The organism is Spirulina sp. CS-785/01 (assembly GCF_028330525.1).
Taxonomy (GTDB): Bacteria; Cyanobacteriota; Cyanobacteriia; order Cyanobacteriales; family Spirulinaceae; genus JAQMSD01.
This window is the reverse complement of sequence record NZ_JAQMSD010000128.1, coordinates 1-22,356: the sequence shown is the minus strand read 5'-3', so window position 1 is coordinate 22,356 and position 22,356 is coordinate 1. Positions and strand designations below refer to the sequence as shown.

Below are 22,356 nucleotides of genomic sequence, written 5' to 3'. Positions count from 1 at the left end.
TTGAAAGCTAGACATTGATTGACATTGTTCAATTTTTGTTGACTTAGAAAGGGACGAGCGTGCAGACTCAGCCATAAATCCTGTAAAAAGGTAGGCTACCTTGAGAGGGTCATCACACCCAAGTGTAAACGCCAGCACTTAGCCCTGTGGTCTGTAATTAAACTGAATACCAACGATGAATGGAGGTAGTGTTACAGACGTAAAAAGCCCTTTGAAGTTTGTCGAGGCCAACCTTACAGTTTAACTGACTGGCTGAAGAAGCCCTGAAAATCATGTGCAATTACGCATTTCTCATAGACCAAAATCAAACCCCTTTGAAACCTGTTCATCCGGCACGGGCCAGAAAACTCCAGGATGGGTATAAGTAGGGCTTTGTGGCCTAATGTCAAAAAAAGTCGAGTAAATAGCCTACTAGAGGTTAACCCTCCTAAACTAAGTCACTATACATAGAAAAAGCCAACATGATAGCCCAAGACCAAGTTAACAAAATCGTTTGGAATCAACATCACGACCCCTTTGAAGTCCTAGGACCTCATCCCCTCGAACAAAACGGCAAAGTCCACAGTTGGGTCATTCGGGCCTACCTCCCCAACGCCGAAAAAGCCTGGGTCATCTGCCCCGATGACCGCAAAGAATACCTCATGCAGGCCATCCACCATCCCAACTTCTTCGAGTGCAAAATCGACCAAGAAGAACTCATCGACTATCAACTCCGCGTCCGGGAAAGCGGCCATGAACGAGTCATCTATGACCCCTACGCCTTCCGGTCTCCCCAACTCACCGACACCGACATTCACCTCTTTGCCGAAGGCAACCACCACCGCATTTACGAAAAAATGGGCGCTCACGTCATGGAAATTAATGGCGTAAAAGGCGTTTACTTCGCCGTCTGGGCCCCCAACGCTCGCAACGTCTCCATTTTAGGGAGCTTCAACAACTGGGATGGTCGCCATCACCAAATGCGGAAACGCGGCAACGGCACCTGGGACCTATTCATCCCTGAACTCGGAGAAGGCACTCACTACAAATACGAAGTGAAAAACTTCGACGGTCACATCTACGAAAAAACCGACCCCTACGGCTTCTGGCAAGAAGTCCGCCCCAAAACCGCCTCCATCGTCGCCGACTTGGACAGCTACCAATGGCACGACGAAGAATGGCTGGAAAACCGCCGCAACAGTGAACCCCTCAAAAAACCCATCTCCGTCTATGAAGTCCATTTAGGGTCATGGCGACACGAAGCCATAGACTATCCCCCCCAAGGGGTAGATGGCCCAGAAACCCCCGTACAAGCCAACGACTACAAACCCGGAGCCCGTTACCTCACCTACTACGAATTAGCCGAACGTCTCATCCCCTACGTTAAAGACCTCGGTTACACCCACGTCGAACTCCTCCCCGTCGCCGAATATCCCTTTGATGGGTCTTGGGGGTATCAAGTCACCGGATATTATGCCCCTACCTCCCGCTTTGGCAAACCCCGCGATTTTATGTACTTCGTCGATAAATGCCACGAAAATGGCATTGGGGTGATTGTGGATTGGGTCCCCGGCCACTTCCCCAAAGACGGCCACGGCCTCGCCTTCTTCGATGGCAGTCACCTCTACGAATACGCTGACCCCCGCATTGGCGAGCATAAACAATGGGGAACATTGGTCTTTAACTACGGACGCAACGAAGTCCGCAACTTCTTAGTAGCCAATGTAATTTTCTGGTTTGATAAATTCCACATTGACGGCATTCGTGTCGATGCCGTGGCCTCCATGCTCTATCGTAACTATCTGCGTCCCGACGGAGAATGGACGGCCAATGAGTATGGGGGAAGTGAACACCTAGAAGCACGAGAATTTATCTGTCAATTTAACAGTGTTCTCTATAACTATTATCCGGGGGCCCTGTCTATCGCCGAGGAGTCCACTGAATGGCCGATGGTCTCTTGGCCCACCTATGTTGGAGGGTTAGGGTTTAACCTCAAATGGAATATGGGCTGGATGCACGATATCTTAGACTATTTCAGTATGGACCCCTGGTTCCGTCAGTTCCACCAAAATAACCTGACTTTCAGTATGTGGTATCACCACAGTGAGAACTATATGCTCGCTTTGTCTCACGATGAGGTGGTTCACTGTAAGAGCAACATGATAGGCAAAATGCCGGGGGATGAATGGCAAAAATACGCCAACGTCCGCGCTTTATTTAGCCATATGTACGGCCACCCCGGTAAAAAGACCATGTTCATGAGTATGGAGTTTGGTCAGTGGAGTGAGTGGAATGTTTGGGGGGACTTAGAATGGCATTTATTACAATACGAACCCCATCAACAACTGAAACTCTTTTTCCAAGACTTAAACGCCCTTTATCTCCGCGAACCTGCGTTATATGAGAAAGACTATGAGGAGGAGGGCTTTGAGTGGATCGATTGCAGCGATAATCGTCACAGTGTCATTGCCTATATCCGTCGGAGTAATGATCCAGGGAATTTCCTGATTATCGTGTGTAACTTCACCCCTCAACCCCATAGCCATTATCGCGTCGGTGTGCCAGAATTAGGCTTCTATACGGAGATTTTCAATAGTGATGCCCGTCAGTATGGGGGCAGTAATATGGGGAATTTAGGCGGTAAATGGGCTGAAGAATGGTCTTATCAGAATATGCCCTATTCTCTCGATCTCTGTCTGCCGCCGTTAGGTGCATTGATCCTCAAGTTAGACCGAGATAAGAGTCAGGAAGCGTTAGATGTGGACAGTGAAACCATTGAATAATCGCTGAATCATAGCCCGTTCACACCCACGTTCACACCATTATTCTGAGAATCAGGAGAGATACGCTTAGGGGTGTCTCTCCTTTCTGATGTTAAGATACAGAGTCGGGGTCAATTCCTAGTTGTTGTAAACGCTCTCTTAGTTGTTGTAATTCGGTTTCAGCACGTTCTCTTTGTTGTCTTGCTTGTTCTGCCCGTTGTCGTTCTCTATCTCGTTGTTCTACAATTTCCACATAACTGGCAAACCGTTCTCCATTGGGATGAAATAACGCTAAATTTCCCCCATTCACTGAAAACGTAACTCCCAAACGGGGACTTCTCCACCCCTCCATAGAATTAATTTCCCTTAACTGGCCTTCTCTCCTCAACCATCCCTGCAAGGGATTGTGTTTCGGGTTATACAGGTAATATTCCTCTACCCCATAGCGTTGATAAAATTGAAACTTCTTCTCCATCTCCCGTCTGCTGTTGCTTTCCGAGAGTATTTCAAAGACCACTTGCGGGGCAATATTGTCTTCTTCCCATTGTTTATAAGACCGTCTATCCCCTTTTGGCCGTCCCAACACTACCATGACATCCGGTGCTTGTCTGGGGGGGGTCTCTCCTGTTGCGACTTGTTCTGGGGTTAGTCTGACGGGATACCAGAATAAGTCTCCTGCAACGAAGACATTTTCTGTGTCCTGAAATAAGGCTTCTAGCCCACCTTGTATAGTGACAATGAGACGAAATTGTCTTGTATTATCAGCCAAAGGTTTACCGTCACTTTCGGGATAAATTAAATCTTCGTCTAGGAAGGGGGGATGGAGTCGGTGTGCCATGAGAAGATAGAAGTGTCAAGACTTTGACCCCATTATAAACAGTGCGGGAAGCGTTTACCTTTGTCAACTGTTGTTTTAATTAATTGTAGGTTGGGTGAAGTGTAGCTTAACCCAATATTCCCACGGTGGAAAATGTTGGGTTAGTCTCCTTGACGGGGGTAAGCCCTAAAGGGCTTACTACGAACGTCTTATTAACCAAAGGTTGAACCTTTCCAACCCCACATGGGACGATCTACACTGGCAAATTCAATATAGATGCGTTCAATGGGGACTCCTAATTTGTTATTCACTTCTTGACAAAAATCTTGGCTCATTTCTTTCGTTTGCGACGGACTCATATTGCCCAAGTTTTTAATTTCTATGTAACAAACAGGCTCTTCTGTTGTCCCTGCAAAGGTCATAGGCACATCAGCTTCCAAAGAGGTCATGACATAGGATTCGGGTTTCCCTAAATGTTTGGATAACTTGCCTGATAAACTTTTTAATAACCCTTCCACTTGGCTGGTTTCGGGTTTCTGGACGGAAGATTGTACTTTGATTAATGGCATTATTCTTTTCTCCTGACAATAAATAAATGCTTGACAAATTACAGTAAATAGTGTATATGGCTAGCCACCATACTGCCATCCGGTAGTTTCGAGGAGGAGTTGCTGGCCTTCTCGGTGGACTCCTGCACCGATGACTTCACCGACGAAAACGGTGTGATCTCCTTCTTCTACGCTGCCAACGACGCGACATTCTACGTAACCGAGGGAGTCCGTAATAATGGGACATCCGGTTTCTGCTCCGGTGGTATAGTCCACTCCGGCTAATTTATCACCGACGACGCGCTGAGGTTTGAAAAATTGGGCGGCTAGGTCTTTTTGTCCGTCTTCGAGGAAGCTGAGGGCAAAAACTCCTGTTTTCTTAATCATGGCATGAGAGCCGGAGTCTTGGCGCACACAGTTGACCACTAGAGGGGGTTTAAAGGAGGACTGCATGACCCAACTGGCCGTAAACCCGTTTAATTCATCTCCGTCTTTGACTCCGCAAATATAGAGTCCGTGGGGAATTTTGCGTAGTATTGTCTTTTTGGCTTTTTCGTCAAGCATGATTAACAGTGAACAGTTACCAGTAAACAGTAAACAGTAATTAGCCATCCGTAATCAGTCAACGGTCAGAAATCTGCTGAAATGACTGTGTGGTTGCCCAAATGCTTGATGGAATGTTGGTCATGGTGCTAAGAAACCGGGTTTCTTTGAGAATTGTGAGATAATCTTCTAACTTTGGATAGAAACCCGGTTTCTCCCCTAACCAACAACCAACAACCAACAACCAACAACAAGTTATCCAAGAATTTACCAAGGGACTTTTGCTGTTACTTGCATTAACCAGGGGTGTCCCCACCAGAGGAGGAAGATAAAGCCGGTTACTCCTACATAGGCTGGTTTGAGGAATTCTTGGGGTTTTAGGGGTTGGCGACCGTCTAGAATGGCACGGAAGGGGATGACGGAGGTGCGGTCTTTGGCTTTAAGGAAGGTGTCGCCATAACGGGAGTATAACCTACGATCGCCGTGCCAAACGGCAAAGATATGATGAGCAATTAACCCCAAGGATGTCACCAGTGTAAAAGTTGTGCCAATCCACAGGGTATGGGCCACACACCAAATAATTTGTCCCACCATCTGGGGATGACGGGTGATGCGGATGATTCCCGTTTCGTAGAGATGGACTTGGGGTTTGGTGACGGCGGCAATCTCTAGTAAATTAAAGGTGGCGGGATAGAGGAAGAAAAAGGACAGCGCACTCAGTCCCCACACCGTCGCTTTAATGCCTGTCACTTCTTGCACTTGCCACAATAATGCGCCATCGTAGCGGTGATTGAAGAAATAGATAATTAATACTGTGGCCAGGGGGATACTCACTAGCGCAAATAGGACACGATACAGTCTCGCGCCAATTTTGCTTTCTCCCCAAGGCCGTAAGGCCGCTAGACCGCTATGGGCGATCGCAAAACCCAACAGCAGTAAAACCATAATCCCGTGGCTCGGGGTCAACCAAGACAGTTCCATAAGCTAAATTATGTTAAGCAATACTAATCATTGTATAAAGAGTTGATCCCTAGTTGTGATACTGTCAATTTGAGCAGGTAATCTCTAACCTATGTCCGTTGATTGTTATAACCTAAACCAATCAGACTGGGCAAGAGACTATCTGAGATCACTTCTTTCCTCACATTAGACATTATGTCTGAAATTCCGTTCACCCTTGACCAACTCCGAATCCTCAAGGCCATTGCCACAGAGGGGAGTTTCAAACGCGCAGCCGATAGCCTGTATGTATCGCAACCTGCGGTAAGTTTGCAAGTTCAGAATCTCGAACGACAGATGGATGTTCCTCTCTTTGACCGAGGGGGCCGACGAGCGCAAATGACTGAAGCGGGGTATCTACTGCTCAGTTATGGGGAAAAAATCCTCAGTTTGTGCCAAGAAACTTGTCGCGCGATCGAAGATTTACAAAACTTGCAAGGGGGAACGCTCATTATTGGCGCGTCCCAAACCACAGGTACTTATCTTCTCCCCCGGATGATTGGTCGTTTTCGCCATCAATATCCCGATGTGTCCGTACAATTGCAAGTCCATTCCACCCGACGCACCTCCTGGAGTGTCGCCAATGGACAAGTTGATATGGCCATCATTGGCGGAGAAGTCCCTGCTGAGTTACAGGATGTCTTACTGGTCAAACCCTATGCAGAGGACGAACTGGCGTTAATTTTACCTGCGTCTCATCCCCTGGCGAAGGCGGAGACGGTGTACAAGGAAGACTTGTACAAGTTGAATTTTATTGCCTTGGATTCCCAATCTACTATCCGTAAAGTGATTGATCAGGTTCTCATTCGAGCCGATATCGATCCCAAACGTTTAAAAATTGAGATGGAATTAAATTCCATTGAAGCAATTAAGAATGCGGTGCAGTCGGGGTTAGGGGCGGCTTTTGTCTCTATTTCGGCGATTGAAAAAGAATTGCAGATGAATGTGTTGCATCGCGCAACGATTCATGATGTGGTGGTCAATCGAACGTTAGCGGTGATTATTAATCCCAACCGTTATCGTTCTAAAGCAGCAGAAGCCTTTATTAATGAGATTTTGCCCGCGTTTTCCACCCATAAACATTTTATTCTGTTTGACAAGAAAACATTACCCCCCGACCCCATTCAGGAGATTGCACCGATTATTAATACGGAATGAGGGATAATTCATGATGTCCAAGATATGATGAATGTCGGGCTTTTTTCCAAGGTTTCATACAGTTCTTGATTATGTATCTGAGATCAGGCATTTTTTACCAAAAATGCCTTGACTTTTTCTTGCAAATGCTTTATATTCATAATGGGAAATAGACGCGCACCTATATAGTCCCTTTTCCCAAAAAAGTAATCCTCCATCTAGTCCCCAATCCCTCTATCATCCCTTGGTTATATAATGGAGGTTATATAATGGAGGTTATATAAAGGACGTTTTACTGTTTACAACTCAATGTTAAATGGTTTCTTGCGTCTCTCAACCCGTTAAAAACGGGTTTAATATTTTAGTCTTGGGTTTAACTTTGGGTTTAACTTTGGGTTTAACTTTGGGTTTAACCTAATGTTGGGTTTAACCTAATGTGCATTTACTCTCCAAAAAACCAAGTTAACGCAAGTACCAAAAGTCCTAATAACACCCAATTTATCAAATTTTGGAGTTGATGGACGATATCTAACCCCAAGATGGCAAACCCATAAGCAAATAACCAGTTTCCTAGAATTAAGAGGAAAAGAACCACAAAAATCGGCATAAGTCAAGAATAAATAATTAATTTTGTCCTAAGACTATCTTCTCAAAGGCCGCAGTGGAGAAGTCTATTTTTACGGCACTGTGTAGGTTAGGACTGACGGTGATATCATCAATAGTATAGACGTTCACAAACCCGAATAAGGTCGCTTTAATGTCTGCTTTGCGGGGAATAACTTCTACATATTTACGCAGATATCCACTACTTAAATGTAAGTCCACGTCGATGCGGTGGTAGTTTCCCACATTAACAAATCCAAACATTCTGATATTGACATTTGATTGTTCTTGTGTTAAGTAATCTTTTAAAGTAAATGTTGCAACATCGACCATTTCTTCTAGTCCTTGGGGACTGGTTAAATTGTCTTTGAATTGTTTTAATAATTGTACCAGTCCTTGGTCATCATAATTTTCTAATAAGAGTTCTAGTTTAAAGCCTAATTTTTCTTCATCGACGGCACTTTTGAGATACGCTAAAACCCCTTCTTTAAAGGAATCTGGGACTTTGTTGGGTTCGGGTTGACTGTCTCCTTCGTTCCCTTGAATGCCAAAGCGAACTAATAGTTTATCTATGCCTAAAACTCGCTTTTGGATGGCTAAAAAGAGGGTAGATTTTAAATTACTGCGAAACTCTCCAATGGGGTTAAATAGCCACCATAAGCGACGCAGGGGGGAGGTTTTGGGGAGATGTTTGCCTTGGTGCCAAGATTGGAGTAATTCGGGGTAGGTTAAATAATGGGATTGTTTTTTGAGTTGGCGATAGGGGAGTTTGATGAGGAGTTTTCCGGTGGAAAAGTCAAAGTTAAATTTTTTCGAGTTTTGACTTACTAAAAATTCAATTTCGTAGAGTTGAAAAATTGTGGTTCTTTGACCTAGAATGCCGATGTGGAAGTCGCGCAGGAATTCTGCGGTGGCCTCAATTTGTTTGAGGAGGAGGGGTTGGACGGGTTTGAGGGGGAGAGTGTCGTCTAGGGTGACTTGGATATCATAACAGGATTCTAGCGATCGCACCTTCTGGGGAGGAATTTGACGACGCATTAAGGCCATCTGGACTTCTCTCCCTTGACCTTGCAAGGTGGTATGGGCATAATTACGGCAATAGTTGTGGAAGTCTTCTAGGGGTTGATTCATGGTTGGGTTAGGGGGGTGGAGGTTTAGGGGGAGAAACCACAAAGACACAAAGGACACAAAGGGGGAGGGGTGGGAATGGTCAGCAATACGCTTGTACGAAGGAACGGTTTGGGATAAACTCAAGACTCTCCAGAAATCTGAGTTTCTCAATTTTGCGGTTGTATTAGGATGATCTAATACAGATTATCTCCTAATCGAGTAATCGAGAGATAAAGCGTCCCCCACTTGACTGTCCGGTTATGGTTCACATTAAATCCGTTGAACTCTCCCATTTTAAATCCTTTGGTGGAACGACGAATGTTCCTCTGTTAACGGGGTTTACGGTGATTTCTGGCCCCAATGGGTCCGGGAAGTCGAATATTTTGGATGCTTTATTATTTTGTTTGGGGTTAGCGAGTTCTAAGGGGATGCGGGCCGAACGTCTCCCTGATCTAGTTAATCATAATGCGGTGAAGCAAAAGGGAACGTCGGAGGTGAGTGTCTCGGTGACGTTTGATCTGTCGGACTGGGAGGGGGATGATTTTGCCAGGATGACAGGGGAGACAGCAGAGGAGGCCACGGGGGAGACAGAGGAGGAGTCGGAGGAGACGGGAGTTAAACGGGTTCAACCCCACGCAACCGACTGGACGGTGACGCGACGGTTACGGGTGACGAAGGGGGGGAATTATGCGTCTAGTTATTTTATTAATGGTGAACCCTGTAATGCGGGGGAGTTACATGAACAGTTGCGACGGTTGCGGGTATATCCGGAGGGGTATAACGTCGTTTTACAGGGGGATGTGACGCGCATTATTACCATGAATGCGCGAGAGAGACGGGAAATTATTGATGAGTTGGCCGGGGTTGCAGAGTTTGACCGCAAGATTACTCAGGTTAAGAATACTTTGGGGGAAGTGCGGGAACGGGAGGAACGGTGTGAGATTATTAAACAGGAGTTACAGCGATCGCTGGAAAAATTGGCCGCAGATCGCGCTAAAGCGGAGAAATATCAGCGTTTAAAGGGGGAACTTCAGGAGAAGCAGCAGTGGGAGAAGGTGTTAAGTTGGCGTTCTCTTCTTTCCCAGAAAGACCAGTTACAGGGACAGATGGAGACGGGAAAGGGAGAGTTACAGCAGTTAGGGGAAAAGTTAGACCAAATTGCTATAAAAATTCAGGAGGAGACGCAGGAGTTAGAGGGGTTAAATGGGACGGTGAAAGCGTTGGGGGAGGATGAACAACTGTCGGTTAATTCTCAGTTGGCCACCCAGAAGTTAAAACGGACGCAACTCGAACAACGACAACAGGAGTTAGCAACGTTGATCCAACAAAGTGAGAATACGATTGATCAGATGGGTCAAGAAATTCTCCAGTATAGTCAGCAGTTCGCGCAAATTAATCAAGATCAGGCCAAGATTGAGAATGAGACGATGGTACAACAAAAAGAGGATTGCGATCGCGCCAAAACCCAACTCGAAACCTACCGTCAACAAGCCAGTCAGCTAGCAGAAGCCTCCCAAGCCTGGGTACAACAACAAACTGCTCTCAACCATACAATAAACGAAATCCAGCAACAATTAAACCCCCGACGCAATCAACAAGCACAACTCAGCGAACGATATCGCCAACTCAAGCAAAAGTTACAAGACCAACAACAGCAAGTCACAGACATTAATAACGAACTAGAAAGTTATACCCCCCAACTACAACATTATCAATCCCAATCCTTCCCTGAACAAATTCAACTGTTGGCAGAATCCCTCGCAGAAGCGGAACAAGAACGTACTGTGGCCGAAGAAACCCAAAATAGACTCCTGCAAGAACAACGAGAAAAACAGCGTCAACTGGACAAATTAGAAGCACAAAATCAAGCACAACAGGAAGCACAAGGGACAAACGCAACCCAAGTTTTAATTAAAGCTAATTTAGAAGGAATCCACGGATTAGTCGCTCAATTAGCACAAGTTGAACCCCGCTATCAACTCGCCTTAGAAATTGCCGCAGGGGGGAGATTAGGACATCTCGTTGTTGAGAATGATCAAGTCGCCAGTCGGGGGATTCAAATTCTCAAAGAAAAACGCGCAGGTCGTGCCACATTTTTACCCTTAAATAAAATAAAATCTTCTCGCATTCCCTCCTCCTCTCCCCTACAAACCGCCAGAGGATTCATTGATTACGCCGTTAAATTAATCGACTGTGACTCCCGTTTTAATTCTATCTTTGCCTACGTCTTCGGCACAACCGTAGTCTTTGAAACCCTACAAACGGCACGTCCTCACATCGGCAAAACCCGCATTGTCACCCTTGATGGGGAATTACTCGAAAGTAGTGGTGCGATGACCGGGGGAACAGTTTCCAGACGCTCCAGCCTCCATTTCGGAACAGCCACTCCCCAACAATCAGGAGAAATTGCCGAATTAACCAACCGACTTAATGAAATTGAAATTATTTTAGAAAAATGCAAGCAAAAAATTGCCCAACAGTCAAGTATTATTAAGGAATTAAGTCAAAATTTAACAGAAGCCCGGCAGCAACAACGGGAACAGGAATTAAGACAGGAACAACTACAAAAAGATAGTCAAAAATTAAACCAGCAAAAACAACAAATTAGCCAACAGTTTCAACAAAATAAAGAGGAATTAAAAACCGTTGCCAACCGTCTCAAAGAACTGGCGGAGGAAGTCCCCCAACTGGAAGCGGAACTAACAGCAGAACAGGAAAAACTTGCCGAACTAGAGGATTCCCAAACCTCCAGTGAATGGCAAACCATGCAGCAGCAAATTAAGGAACAAGAAACTCTAGTTACGCAGAAAGAACAGGACTTGCGACAACTGGAGGCACGGTTATTAGAATTAGAAACCCAGGGACTGCGGTTACAGGAGAGAATGGAGGAGTCGCAAAAGCGTTTAACGGCATCTCGTCGTAAGTTGGAAGAATACCGCACACAAACGAATTCTCTGGTTCAAAAACAACAGGAACTCAACCAACAAATAGCCGCAACAGAAATCCGCTTACAAGAGTTGACAGAACAATTAAAAGATGCTAAGATGAAGCGCGATCGCGCAGAAGAAAAACTCCGTCAAAGCCAAGACAAACAACAAAAACTCACCTGGCAACAACAGAAACTCCAAGACACCCAACAAGAAAGACAAGACCACCTCAGCAACCTCGAAGACAACATCCAACACCAAGAAGCAGACTTACCGTCTCCCCTCCCTGAAGTCCCCCACCTCGTCAGTCTCGAACAAAGTGGGGAACAACTCACCTTTGAAACCTACGCGGCCCAACTCGAACAACTCCAAAAAGACCTGCAAAACACCCAAAAACGCCTAGAGTCCCTAGAACCCGTCAATATGTTGGCCCTAGAGGAGTACGAAAAAACCGAAGAACGACTGGTAGAACTCACCGAAAAATTAACCACCCTAGAAGCAGAACGAACCGAACTTTTATTACGCATTGAACACTTCACCACCCTCCGCTTCCGCGCCTTCCAGGAAGCCTTTGATGCAGTTAATGAGAACTTCCAAACCATCTTCGCCACCCTCTCCGAAGGGGATGGATATTTAGAGTTAGAAAACCCCGAAAACCCCTTTGAAGGCGGCTTAAATTTAATCGCCCACCCCAAAGGTAAACCCGTCCAGCGTTTAAGTTCCATGTCCGGGGGAGAAAAATCCTTAACCGCATTAAGTTTTATTTTCGCCTTACAACGGTATCGGCCCTCCCCATTTTATGCCTTTGACGAAGTAGATATGTTCCTCGATGGGGCCAATGTGGAACGGTTATCAAAAATGATCAAACAAGAGGCCGAAAAAGCCCAATTTATCGTCGTCAGTTTACGTCGTCCCATGATTGAAGCCTCCGAACGAACCATCGGCGTAACCCAAGCGAGAGGGGCTTATACGCAAGTTTTAGGCATTAAATTGGCGTAATAATGAATTATCCTCAATTTCCAATCCAATCGACGAACTTTCAGTTAATTCATTGAGATAGAGACGAGTCACCCGACCAGAATCGAAGAATTCTTGATAACGGGTTGTCTCTCCGGTGTCTGCACTTCGTCTGGGATAAAGTAGCACCCCTCGCCAATCATTGGGTAGGGGACTTCTTCTCAAGTATAAGAAGATTTCGCTGAAGAAACGAGCAGATAATTCCTCATCGGCTTGAAATTGGACTTCGACAAAATAAATTGGCTGTTCTGTGGCCTCCGGGTTAGGGAGAAAGACTCCATCAATCCGAAAGGCCAGTTGCTTCACCTCCACAGCAGAAAATTCATACTGATCAGCCTCTTGGGGAGGTCGATTCAGTAGCTCAAAGAAAAAACTGGGAAACTGTTGAAGTAGAAAATCGTGTCGGTTTTCATGGGTTACGCGGGGCCAACGGCTTCAAGGATATCTTCTAGCGCGATCGCAATATGAGTCCAATGAGTCCCCCCCTGGCAAAAAGCGATATAGGGGTCACGCAATGGCCCATCCGCAGACAACTCCGAGGTACTCCCATCAATAAACGTGCCACCAGCCATCACTAAATTGCTCTCATAGCCCGGCATGGCCCCCGGAATGGGGTCTAAGTACGATCCCACCGGAGATCGCCCTTGTAGAGCCTTACAGAAGGCAATCAGCTTATCTGGCGAGTCCAGTTGCACCGCTTGAATCACATCTCGACGGGGTTCAAAGGGGAGAGGATTCACCCGATAGCCCAATTTTTCAAAGACATAAGCAATTAAATGACTTCCTTTCACCGCTTCCCCCACCATCTGCGGGGCCAAAAATAACCCTTGAAACAGTAAACGATTTTGGTCGAAGGTCGCGCCCCCCTCTACACCAATCCCAGGGGCCGTGAGACGGCAGGCCGCTTGTTCCACCAAATCACTCCGCCCCGCAATATAGCCCCCCGCCGGAGCAATCGTTCCCCCCGGATTTTTAATCATCGATCCCGCAATTAAATCCGCCCCCACCTCTGGGGGTTCTCGGTCCTCGATAAACTCCCCGTAACAGTTATCCACAAAACAAACCGTTTGGGGATTCTGCTCTTTAACCAGGGTGACAATGCGCTCAATATCCGCTAAGGAAAGACTCTCGCGCCAAGCATAGCCGCAGGAACGCTGAATTAAAACTAAGCGGGTTTTATCCCAAACCGACTCTTTCAGGGCCGCCCAATCAATCTTGCCCTCTTGGGTTAACTCCACCTGGCGATAACTGATGCCAAAATCCAATAACGAACCCTGACCAATCCCGCGTAATCCGATGACTTCTTCTAATGTGTCATAAGGTTTCCCGGCCACCGCCAACATTTCATCCCCAGGACGGAGAACCCCGAATAACGCGGCTGCGATCCCATGAGTCCCAGAGACCAACTGCAAGCGAACCAGGGCTGCATCGGCCCCCATCACTTGAGCAAAAACGCGATCGAGAGCCTCTCGCCCCAAATCATTGTGTCCGTAGCCACTCACCCCCGCAAAATGCTGAGTCCCAACACGCTCTTGAGACAGGGCATTGAGGACTTTTTTTAAATTTCGCTTGACCTGTGTGTCAATTCCAGAAAAAATCGGGAATAGTGCCTTTTCTGCTTCCTTGAGCAATTTAATGCTATCCATTTCGATTTCAGACGTGAAATTTTAGTTAATTTTCCTGTAAAACCAACAATTTTGGGTAGCATAAGGCCACATAGTTCAGTCCATTATGAGATTTTTGCATGACACTTGCTGCACCACAAAAGACACCATTGAACTGGGTTAACATTGTTTTTATGACCCTGGTTCACATTGGGGCTTTGTTTGCCTTGCTCCCTAGCAATTTTAGCTGGGAAGCAGTTGGTTTGATGGTCTTCCTCCACTGGGTCACTGGTGGTTTAGGAATTACCCTCGGTTGGCATCGTCTCGTGAGTCATCGCAGCTTCAAGACCCCCAAGTGGCTAGAATACCTCTTAGTCTTCTTTGGCGCGTTGTCTTGTCAAGGTGGCGTGATTCACTGGGTTGGCCTACACCGGATGCACCACCTCCACTCAGACACCGACCCAGACCCCCACGATTCGAGTAAAGGGTTCTGGTGGAGTCACATGGGATGGATGCTTTATCGAATCCCTGGAGAAGAAGACATTCCTCGTTTTACAAAAGATATTTGGGATGATCCCGTTTATCGCTTTTTACAAAATAATTTTGTCCCCGTTCAGATCGTCTTGGGTTTAGTCCTCTACGCAATCGGAGGTTGGCCCTTTATCATCTGGGGAATTTTTGCACGGTTGGTTTTGGTGTTTCACTGTACTTGGTTTGTGAACAGTGCAACTCATATGTTCGGCTATCGCACGTTTGAATCTAACGATAAGTCACGGAACTGTTGGTGGGTTGCTTTAGTCACCTATGGCGAAGGGTGGCACAACAACCACCACGCTCACCAATATTCGGCTCGTCACGGCTTAAAATGGTGGGAAGTTGATTTAACGTGGATGGTGATTCGTTCATTGCAAACCATCGGTTTGGCAAAAGATGTCAAGTTAATCCCGGCCAAAGCCATGAATGACAGTTAGCACCGTTTAACAAAAACAAGATTTAAGTTTGAGAAAGGTTTTGTCCGTTTTGGACAGAACCTTTTTTTTAGCTTATTGCCCCAAATAGGCTTCTAAAACTTGCTCATTAGTTTGAATTTCTTGGGGAGTCCCGGCGGCCAAATTCGCCCCATCGGCCAACACCCAAACGCGATCGCACAGGGACATCACCACATCCATATTATGCTCAATAATCAAAAACGTGAGTCCCTCCCGATTCCATCGGCTAATATGCTCTGAGATTTGATTAATCAGCGTCGGATTGACCCCGGCTGCGGGTTCATCCAGTAAGATTAACTTGGGATTCGTCATCAAAACTCGCGCAATTTCGAGTAACTTCCGTTGTCCCCCCGATAACGCTCCCGCGTAGTCTTCCGCCTTCTCCGCTAACCCCACCGAGTCCAAAATCTCTAATGCCTGTCTCCGTAGTCGAGACTCCTCCCGTTGCACAATATGGGGCTGAAACAAAGAAATCCAGAAATTCTCGCCCCGTTGACGTTGGGCTGCAAAAATCATATTTTCTAAAACCGACATTTTCGAGAGGACTCGCGCCACCTGAAAGGTACGCACTAAGCCTTGTTCTGCCGTTTTATGGGGAGGCAGTTGGCTGATAGGTCTATTGTTAAAAATGACCCGGCCTTGGTCGGGTTGGAGGAAATTGGAGAGAAGATTAAACAAGGTAGTCTTCCCAGCCCCATTGGGACCAATTAAACCTGTAATACTCCCTGGGGGGACTTCGATGGAAACATTGTCCACGGCCTTGAGTCCTCCGAAACTTTTGGACAGTCCAGTGGCCGAGAGGAGAAATTCTGAGTTGTTCGTTTGTTCCACAGGTAATCAGTAATCAGTAATCAGTAATCAGTAATCAGTAAACAGTAAACAGTGATAAGCCTTTAATCTTCAGGGTTGGCTCTGCTCGAACGTATCCCCGTAACTTCAAGAAAATCATCCTTTGCGCTAAATTAAAAGTAATTGAATTGACAAAACAATGGATTTACCCTCTTTTCTTTGGTTATGGAAGACAGCCGCTTGGTCGATGGGCTTTTCTTTAACAGCTTATATCTTGTTGGCCATTACAGGCATTTGGATGTTACGCAAACGTCGAGTTAACCAAACTCGTCCGTTTTGGTTGCGTCCTCTCCATCTGATGATTGGTGGGCTTTTGGTGACGTTAACGCTACTGTTGTTAGGGATTGGGATTGTGGGGACGTTGGGGCGTTATGGGAGTTTGGGGCATTCGCTACATTTGCCCGCAGGACTGGTTGTGGTGGGGTTAGTGTTATTTTCAGCGGTGACTGCGCTACAAATTGACCGTTATCCTTGGGCGCGATCGCTCCACGTCACCGCCAATGTTATCCTCGGTGCGGGGTTTGTGTCCGTCCTATTCACGGGTTGGACCGTGGTACAGAAATATTTACCCTAGTGATGTTTGAGCCAACCAAATAATTCTCCCACGGTTAATTGCCAACCGTTCTTTCCCAGAAAACGAACTCCCCCAACTCTGGATACTCACCCCCACTGCCTCTGCTCCCTTGTTAAGCAGTTATGGGGCAGTTTCCGAAGAAAATGGGACATCAGGAGTTTATTTTCTTCCCGAAAGTCTGCACACAGGCATTATTGTCATTCATCAGCTACCTGTCACCTCAGAGACATTATGGTTAAGGATATTAGGCAGAGGAAGAGTACAACAAAGGGCTATTGAGGAATTACAGGCTATGTCCCCCAACCATCCTCACCGAGAAAATACTTTAGAATTGGTATATAACCTCTTAGCCCAATTACAAATGCGTCGGTCTGAAAATGAACCGTTAGACACAGAGGAGGAAGAGTTAATTATGCAGTTATCCCCAGTATATTTACAACGTTTAGAAGAAGCCACTCAAAAAGGAGTTGAACAAGGGATTGAACAAGGGATTGAACAAGGTCGTCAAGCTATACAACAGGAACGCCGGGCAACCGCAGAACGTTTATTACAAATGCGTTTTAATTCGATTGACCCTCAAATGAGGAATATTATTGACTCTGTGATTACGCTTCCTTCTCAAGAATTTATCCCACTACTGTTGCAATTATCCCGTGAGGAGTTGTTGAACCGATTTGGACGTGACAGCGAGTAACCTGTGCGTTCAACCGAAAATAAAAGGGTTGGCGACTGTGTATTGGCTGAATGGGACGGGGGAAGCAATGTCGAGCAAGTCGATGAGCGTGCCAATTGCGGATTTATGCAGAATGACCCAGTTGTTCAGGACGCGATCGCAGTAAAATAGAAATCCTGTGATTACACGATACCCAGTTATGTCTTCTGCAACTACATTCCCCCCCACGACTCAACAACAAGACCCGTTAATCATTGCGGGACGGTCGTTTCAGTCGCGCTTAATGACGGGAACGGGGAAATATCAAGACCACAACATTATGCAAGGGAGTATCGCGGCCAGTGGCTGTGAAATTGTCACGGTGGCGGTACGACGAGTCCAAACCCAAGCCCCCGGCCATGAAGGGTTAGCCGAGGCTATTGATTGGACAAAAATTTGGATGTTACCCAATACCGCCGGATGTAAAACCGCCGAAGATGCGGTGCGCGTGGCCCGGTTAGGTCGAGAAATGGCGAAGTTATTGGGACAAGAGGACAATAATTTTGTCAAACTAGAGGTGATTCCCGATACTAAGTATCTATTGCCCGATCCTGTTGGCACTTTGGAGGCCGCAGAACAGTTGATCAAAGAAGGGTTTGCGGTTCTCCCCTATATTAATGCCGATCCCCTCTTGGCCAAGCGTTTAGAAGAATTAGGCTGTGCTACGGTGATGCCTCTGGGGTCTCCCATTGGCTCGGGCCAAGGGTTACGGAATGCAGCCAATTTACAAATTATTATTGAGGAGGCCAATGTTCCTGTGGTGGTGGATGCGGGGATTGGTAGTCCCAGTGAGGCGGCCTTATCCATGGAGTTAGGGGCGGATGCCTTGTTGATTAATAGCGCGATCGCACTCGCCAAAAACCCCCCAGCTATGGCCAAAGCCATGGGACTGGCCACCCAAGCCGGACGACTAGCCCATCTCGCAGGCCGCATCCCCGTTAAACAGTACGCTGCCGCCAGTTCACCCCTCACAGGAACAATTAGTTAATGGCACTGGTGACAAGTTAAAATAACCTGTCTTTTGTCAAGTTTTTGGGAGCATCGGGAGATAGAGGAGCATTGAAACTAAAGCAGTTTAAACTTTTCTTGAATCTCCCCCATCTCCTCTATCTCCTCCATCTTCCCTTTGTGTCCTTTGTGTCTTTGTGGTTCAACTATCAACTATCAACTATCAACTATCAACTATCAACTATCAACTATCAACTATCAACTCCTCCATCTTCCCCAACGGCTCGTGTTTTTACTAACGCATATCAGTCAAAAATGCAATTCAATGTAACAAAATGTAACAAGTTATGTTAGGATCAACCCACTAGGTTAAAAGACCTACTAAGATTAGGATTAGCCTAAGAAAACCAAAGATAAGTTAAGGAACAATAAGATATGCCCTATACCACAGAAGAAGGCGGACGGCTCAATAACTTTGCCAACGAACCTAAGATGTATAAAGCTGAACCCCCCAACTCTGAGCAAAAACGGAATTATGTGATCTGGGGAATTGCAGCATTAGTCTTAGTCGGTGGTGTGGTTGCCGTTGCTGTTTCTGTCTCCTAAGTAATTTTATAGATAAATTTTAGAAGCGATCGCAAGCCTTGCGATCGCTTCTTATTCAGGGTCTCCTCTCACCCACACTCCCGAAAAATGAGACCGAAAAATGAGACAATGAGAACACCATAGCCCTAAAATTCCACCTGTTATAAAGGGAGAAGCGTCAACAGCACTCACAAAAACCATGGGGAAATCACTACTCAAAACTCTACTTATCGCCTTCTGTCTGGTCCTCACGGCCTGTTCTGCGGCCAGTAACCTGCAAAGTTTCACCGACTCCAGAGACGGGTATCGCTTCCTCTACCCCAACGGATGGGTAGAAGTCGATGTGAAAAACGCCACAGAAGGCGTTGATGTCGTCTTTCGAGACTTAGTAGAACGAACCGAAAACCTCAGCGTTATCATTAGTGAAATTCCAGAAGATAAAAGCCTCAGCGAACTAGGAACTCCCTCCGAAGTCGGGTATCGCTTCCTGAAAAGTCGGCAAAATGACGACTCAGACCGAGAAGCAGAATTTCTCAGTGCAGACTCCCGTGAAGGAGAAAACCACGAATATTATATTTTGGAGTATGCCGTCACCTTACCCAACCAACAACAACGGCATAATATCGCCAGCGTCGCCGTGAGTCGCGGTAAACTCTTTACCTTCAACCTCTCCACCTCAGAACAACGGTGGCAACAAGTCCGCGAAAAATTTAATATTATCGTCCGTTCCTTCTCCGTGTACTAAGCACAAGACTTGGTAGAGTTCCCCCCTCAACTCCTGCCAAGTCTCCCAAGTCCCATTGAAATTCTCAATTATTCATTATCATGCCACCCTTATTTGTGTTAGCGTCGGCCTCTCCGGCCCGCAAAAAACTCTTAGAACAAGCCGGAATTAGTCCTACGGTCTGTAAAAGTGGCTTTGACGAGTCTCAAGTGCAACTTACAGACCCGGTAGAGTTAGTGGAGACCTTAGCACAACGTAAAGCGGAATTGGTCGCTCAACAATATCCCGATGCCTTAGTGTTGGGATGTGACTCAGTGTTAGCCATCGACGGGGAAATTTACGGGAAACCGGAGACTCCTGAAGATGCGATCGCACGCTGGAAAACCATGCGCGGCAATACCGGAATTCTCTACACCGGCCACGCCTTAATCGACGCAGCAAAAGCCAAAACCGTCCTACGCTGTGGCATCACCACCGTTTATTTCTCCGACATCCAAGACCGCATTATCAAAGCCTACGTCGCCACCGGAGAACCCCTCAACTGCGCCGGATGCTTTGCCATTGACGGCCAAGGTGGACTCTTTGTAGAGAAACTCGAAGGGTGTCACAGTAACGTTATTGGCTTGAGTCTCCCCCTCTTTCATCAAATGCTCAACGAACTGGGATATAGTATCATTGATTTTTGGTAAACTACTGCCATCCTCCTTCTGCCTTCGTTAGACCCCCTGAACTTTCCCCGCTTTCTTGCTGAGACTTTCCTGTGATTTCTGGGTAGTCTAGGGCAAGATAAGAATAACCTAGGAATTTTTGGTATAGTCATAGGCAATCAATCCATCATATACGGGGAAGTAGCTCAATGTCAGCTAGCGACGAATTTAGAAAACAACTGAAAGCCGGAAAAATTGTCGAAGCTCTGACGCTTGCACTGGGAGAAGCCATCGAACTGGAAATTACCACCTGGGTGGCCGATGACGACAAGCCAACCCAAGGGTCAACCCAGTCCAAACAAGGGAATGCTGGCAACCGGATGCGAACTCGTATTAATCTAGTGGACGGGGATATCGAGAATGAGATCGGGTCTAACTTCATCGGGGAAAGTCCCTATGCAGAATTGCGTGACTTTCACCTCGAACAAGTGAAAGAAGGCCGACATATCATTCAACAAAACTTAGAAAGTCTGCAACAAATGTTTGTCATTTTTGCCGGAACAATGTCCCGTCTCTCGAAAAATTCCGGGAATTCCCCCCGGTTATCTCCATCAGACCGAGAAAATTAAACAAAACTACCGCCATCGAACCCTAGCTGAACTCAATTGCCAGAACGCCTAAGTAGGGAGCATCCGTTATTTATGCCGCTAAACCAACAATTTAAAGACGCACTCCAAGCAGGCAAAATTAAAGATGCCTTTTTACTGGCGATGAGTCAGGCGGTTGAATTAAACATCACCACCTGGGTTGCGCCATCCAAACAGGACAATACTGCTCAAACCCCCCAAGCAGGACATCGACTCCGAACCCGCATGAACTTAATGGAGGGAGATATTGAAAACGAAATTGGCGATCGCTTCCTACATGAAGGCCCCTATCAGGAACTTCGCCAATTCCACTTTCAACAAGTCCTCAAAGGCAACGAAATTATTGCGCAGAACCTCGAAAGTCTGCAAAAATTATTCTCCATGCTGGTGTCCTTGGACAACCCAGAACAACTCAAAACCCCGGCCTCCGTTCCCCAAACCCCCGAACCCGACACTGCACCCATCCCCCCCACCATCCCCTTAGACTGGGACACCGACATCAGTTTTCCTGCAACAGAACCCGAACCCGAACCCGAACCCGAACCCGAACCCGAACCCGAACCCGAACCCGAACCTAAAGAACCCCCAGTCCCCCCCGACTCAGACTTAGAACTAGATGAATGGTTTGATGAACCCTCCCCAGAAGAAGAACCCGAACTCACCCCCGCATTAGAACTCCCCGATACTGATGAATGGTTTGAGGGAGAAAGCGAACCCCCTGCGGAGTCTCCAGAAACAGAGGATTTTTCAGAACCCGAACGGGTTGAAGAAATTGAAGACTGGTTAGAAGAAGCAGAAAGTCCTACTCCTGAACCCTCCCCACAAGTCGAAGAACAATTAAATCAATTTGCGGAAACCCCATCGGACCCCGAAGACTTGTCCGAGGATTTTTCCTTCTCTGATCTCGCAGAAGAAAACGCTGACATTACTCCCGAACGTGAAAATTTTGCAGCAGAGGAGGAACAAGAAGAACTTCCCTCAATTGAAGATTGGTTAGAAGAACCAGACACTGTAACCCCTCCTCCAGAAGGAGAACAAGAGGAATTTACAGAAAATCTCTTTTTAACCGATGATGAATTAACCGATGATGAGTGGTTTAAAGAGACAAATCCGCTAGAACAGAAAACACTAGACAAAGCAGAAACACAGGAAGATTGGTTAGAAGATAGCACAGAAACTCCTCAACCTAGTGCAGAAAGTGAAGACTTTTCCCTAGAAGATAGTGGAGACTTTTCCCTAGAAGATAGTGGAGATTTTTCCCTAGAAGATAGTGGAGATTTTTCCCTAGAAGACGATTGGTTAGAAGATAGCACAGAAACCCCTCAACCTAGTGCAGAAAGTGAAGACTTATCCTTAGAGGATAGTGGAGATTTATCATTAGAAGATAGTGGGGAGTTCTATCTAGGAGACAGTGGAGATTTTCCCCTAGAAGATAGTGGAGATTTTCCCCTAGAAGACGATTGGTTAGAAGATAGCACAGAAACCCCTCAACCTAGTGCAGAAAGTGAAGACTTATCCTTAGAAGATAGTGGAGACTTATCCTTAGAAGACGATTGGTTAGAAGATAGCACAGAAACCCCTCAACCTAGTGCAGAAAGTGAAGACTTATCCTTAGAAGATAGTGGAGACTTATCC

20 protein-coding genes and 1 pseudogene are annotated in these 22,356 nt (G+C 46.4%); 12 read left to right on the top strand and 9 right to left on the bottom strand.

Annotated elements, in window-relative coordinates; genetic code table 11:
• Positions 1 to 461 precede the first annotated feature (461 nt).
• Positions 462 to 2,762 carry a 1,4-alpha-glucan branching enzyme gene (gene glgB, locus PN462_RS08220; protein WP_272127597.1) on the top strand — a complete coding sequence of 767 codons (2,301 nt, stop codon included), beginning with the start codon at positions 462 to 464 and terminating at the stop codon, positions 2,760 to 2,762.
• Positions 2,763 to 2,853: 91 nt separating this feature from the next.
• On the opposite strand, the gene PN462_RS08215 is transcribed toward glgB, so the two are convergent.
• The 4 genes from PN462_RS08215 to PN462_RS08200 form a co-directional block, all read right to left on the bottom strand.
• Complete coding sequence (locus tag PN462_RS08215; RefSeq protein WP_272127595.1) at positions 2,854 to 3,579, bottom strand: Uma2 family endonuclease; 726 nt, start codon at positions 3,577 to 3,579, stop codon at positions 2,854 to 2,856.
• Between the two features lie 191 nt (positions 3,580 to 3,770).
• Complete coding sequence (locus PN462_RS08210) at positions 3,771 to 4,127, bottom strand: phenylpyruvate tautomerase MIF-related protein (RefSeq protein ID WP_272127594.1); 357 nt, start codon at positions 4,125 to 4,127, stop codon at positions 3,771 to 3,773.
• Between the two features lie 60 nt (positions 4,128 to 4,187).
• Positions 4,188 to 4,670 carry a flavin reductase family protein gene (locus PN462_RS08205; protein WP_272127593.1) on the bottom strand — a complete coding sequence of 161 codons (483 nt, stop codon included), beginning with the start codon at positions 4,668 to 4,670 and terminating at the stop codon, positions 4,188 to 4,190.
• Between the two features lie 246 nt (positions 4,671 to 4,916).
• Positions 4,917 to 5,630 (bottom strand): NnrU family protein, encoded by a 714-nt coding sequence (locus PN462_RS08200; protein WP_443029106.1) that lies wholly within the window; start codon positions 5,628 to 5,630, stop codon positions 4,917 to 4,919.
• A 174-nt stretch (positions 5,631 to 5,804) separates the two neighbouring features.
• On the opposite strand from PN462_RS08200, the gene PN462_RS08195 reads away from it, so the two are divergent.
• Positions 5,805 to 6,806: a LysR family transcriptional regulator gene (locus PN462_RS08195; RefSeq protein ID WP_272127591.1), complete on the top strand. Its 1,002-nt coding sequence runs from the start codon at positions 5,805 to 5,807 to the stop codon at positions 6,804 to 6,806.
• 421 nt (positions 6,807 to 7,227) lie between these two features.
• On the opposite strand, the gene PN462_RS08190 is transcribed toward PN462_RS08195, so the two are convergent.
• Together PN462_RS08190 and PN462_RS08185 are read right to left on the bottom strand one after the other, a co-directional pair.
• A complete protein-coding gene (locus PN462_RS08190; protein WP_272127590.1) occupies positions 7,228 to 7,392 on the bottom strand; it encodes a hypothetical protein in 165 nt (54 codons plus the stop codon).
• Between the two features lie 17 nt (positions 7,393 to 7,409).
• A complete protein-coding gene (locus PN462_RS08185) occupies positions 7,410 to 8,642 on the bottom strand; it encodes a hypothetical protein (RefSeq protein ID WP_272127589.1) in 1,233 nt (410 codons plus the stop codon).
• Between the two features lie 116 nt (positions 8,643 to 8,758).
• Between PN462_RS08185 and smc the strand changes: the two genes are divergently transcribed.
• Positions 8,759 to 12,424 carry a chromosome segregation protein SMC gene (smc, locus tag PN462_RS08180; protein ID WP_272127588.1) on the top strand — a complete coding sequence of 1,222 codons (3,666 nt, stop codon included), beginning with the start codon at positions 8,759 to 8,761 and terminating at the stop codon, positions 12,422 to 12,424.
• Here the strand turns inward: smc and PN462_RS08175 are convergent.
• Together PN462_RS08175 and PN462_RS08170 are read right to left on the bottom strand one after the other, a co-directional pair.
• Positions 12,404 to 12,799 (bottom strand): Rpn family recombination-promoting nuclease/putative transposase, encoded by a 396-nt coding sequence (locus PN462_RS08175; protein WP_443029107.1) that lies wholly within the window; start codon positions 12,797 to 12,799, stop codon positions 12,404 to 12,406. The genes smc and PN462_RS08175 overlap by 21 nt on opposite strands.
• Before the next feature lie 59 nt (positions 12,800 to 12,858).
• The gene (locus tag PN462_RS08170; RefSeq protein WP_272127587.1) at positions 12,859 to 14,088 is read right to left on the bottom strand and encodes a methionine gamma-lyase family protein; all 1,230 of its coding nucleotides are present in this window, start codon (positions 14,086 to 14,088) and stop codon (positions 12,859 to 12,861) included.
• Between the two features lie 98 nt (positions 14,089 to 14,186).
• On the opposite strand from PN462_RS08170, the gene PN462_RS08165 reads away from it, so the two are divergent.
• Entirely contained in the window at positions 14,187 to 15,017 is an 831-nt protein-coding gene (locus PN462_RS08165) for an acyl-CoA desaturase (protein ID WP_443029105.1), read from the top strand.
• Between the two features lie 72 nt (positions 15,018 to 15,089).
• On the opposite strand, the gene PN462_RS08160 is transcribed toward PN462_RS08165, so the two are convergent.
• Positions 15,090 to 15,866 (bottom strand): ABC transporter ATP-binding protein, encoded by a 777-nt coding sequence (locus tag PN462_RS08160; RefSeq protein ID WP_272127585.1) that lies wholly within the window; start codon positions 15,864 to 15,866, stop codon positions 15,090 to 15,092.
• Between the two features lie 157 nt (positions 15,867 to 16,023).
• On the opposite strand from PN462_RS08160, the gene PN462_RS08155 reads away from it, so the two are divergent.
• The 8 genes and pseudogenes from PN462_RS08155 to PN462_RS08120 form a co-directional block, all read left to right on the top strand.
• Entirely contained in the window at positions 16,024 to 16,458 is a 435-nt protein-coding gene (locus PN462_RS08155) for a DUF4079 domain-containing protein (protein ID WP_272127584.1), read from the top strand.
• A 109-nt stretch (positions 16,459 to 16,567) separates the two neighbouring features.
• Positions 16,568 to 17,152 (top strand): hypothetical protein, encoded by a 585-nt coding sequence (locus PN462_RS08150; protein WP_272127583.1) that lies wholly within the window; start codon positions 16,568 to 16,570, stop codon positions 17,150 to 17,152.
• Between the two features lie 220 nt (positions 17,153 to 17,372).
• Positions 17,373 to 18,158, top strand: a pseudogene (locus PN462_RS08145) (thiazole synthase); the annotation flags it as partial.
• Between the two features lie 395 nt (positions 18,159 to 18,553).
• On the top strand, positions 18,554 to 18,724 hold the full coding sequence (psb34, locus tag PN462_RS08140; RefSeq protein WP_272127581.1) for a photosystem II assembly protein Psb34: 171 nt from the start codon (positions 18,554 to 18,556) through the stop codon (positions 18,722 to 18,724).
• Between the two features lie 178 nt (positions 18,725 to 18,902).
• Positions 18,903 to 19,448 (top strand): photosystem II reaction center PsbP, encoded by a 546-nt coding sequence (gene psbP / locus PN462_RS08135; RefSeq protein WP_272127579.1) that lies wholly within the window; start codon positions 18,903 to 18,905, stop codon positions 19,446 to 19,448.
• An 80-nt stretch (positions 19,449 to 19,528) separates the two neighbouring features.
• Complete coding sequence (locus PN462_RS08130; RefSeq protein WP_272127577.1) at positions 19,529 to 20,116, top strand: Maf family protein; 588 nt, start codon at positions 19,529 to 19,531, stop codon at positions 20,114 to 20,116.
• Between the two features lie 167 nt (positions 20,117 to 20,283).
• Entirely contained in the window at positions 20,284 to 20,703 is a 420-nt protein-coding gene (locus PN462_RS08125) for a hypothetical protein (protein ID WP_272127576.1), read from the top strand.
• Positions 20,704 to 20,775: 72 nt separating this feature from the next.
• Positions 20,776 to 22,356 (top strand): hypothetical protein (locus tag PN462_RS08120; RefSeq protein WP_443029104.1); only part of this gene is annotated, 1,581 nt, incomplete at its 3' end.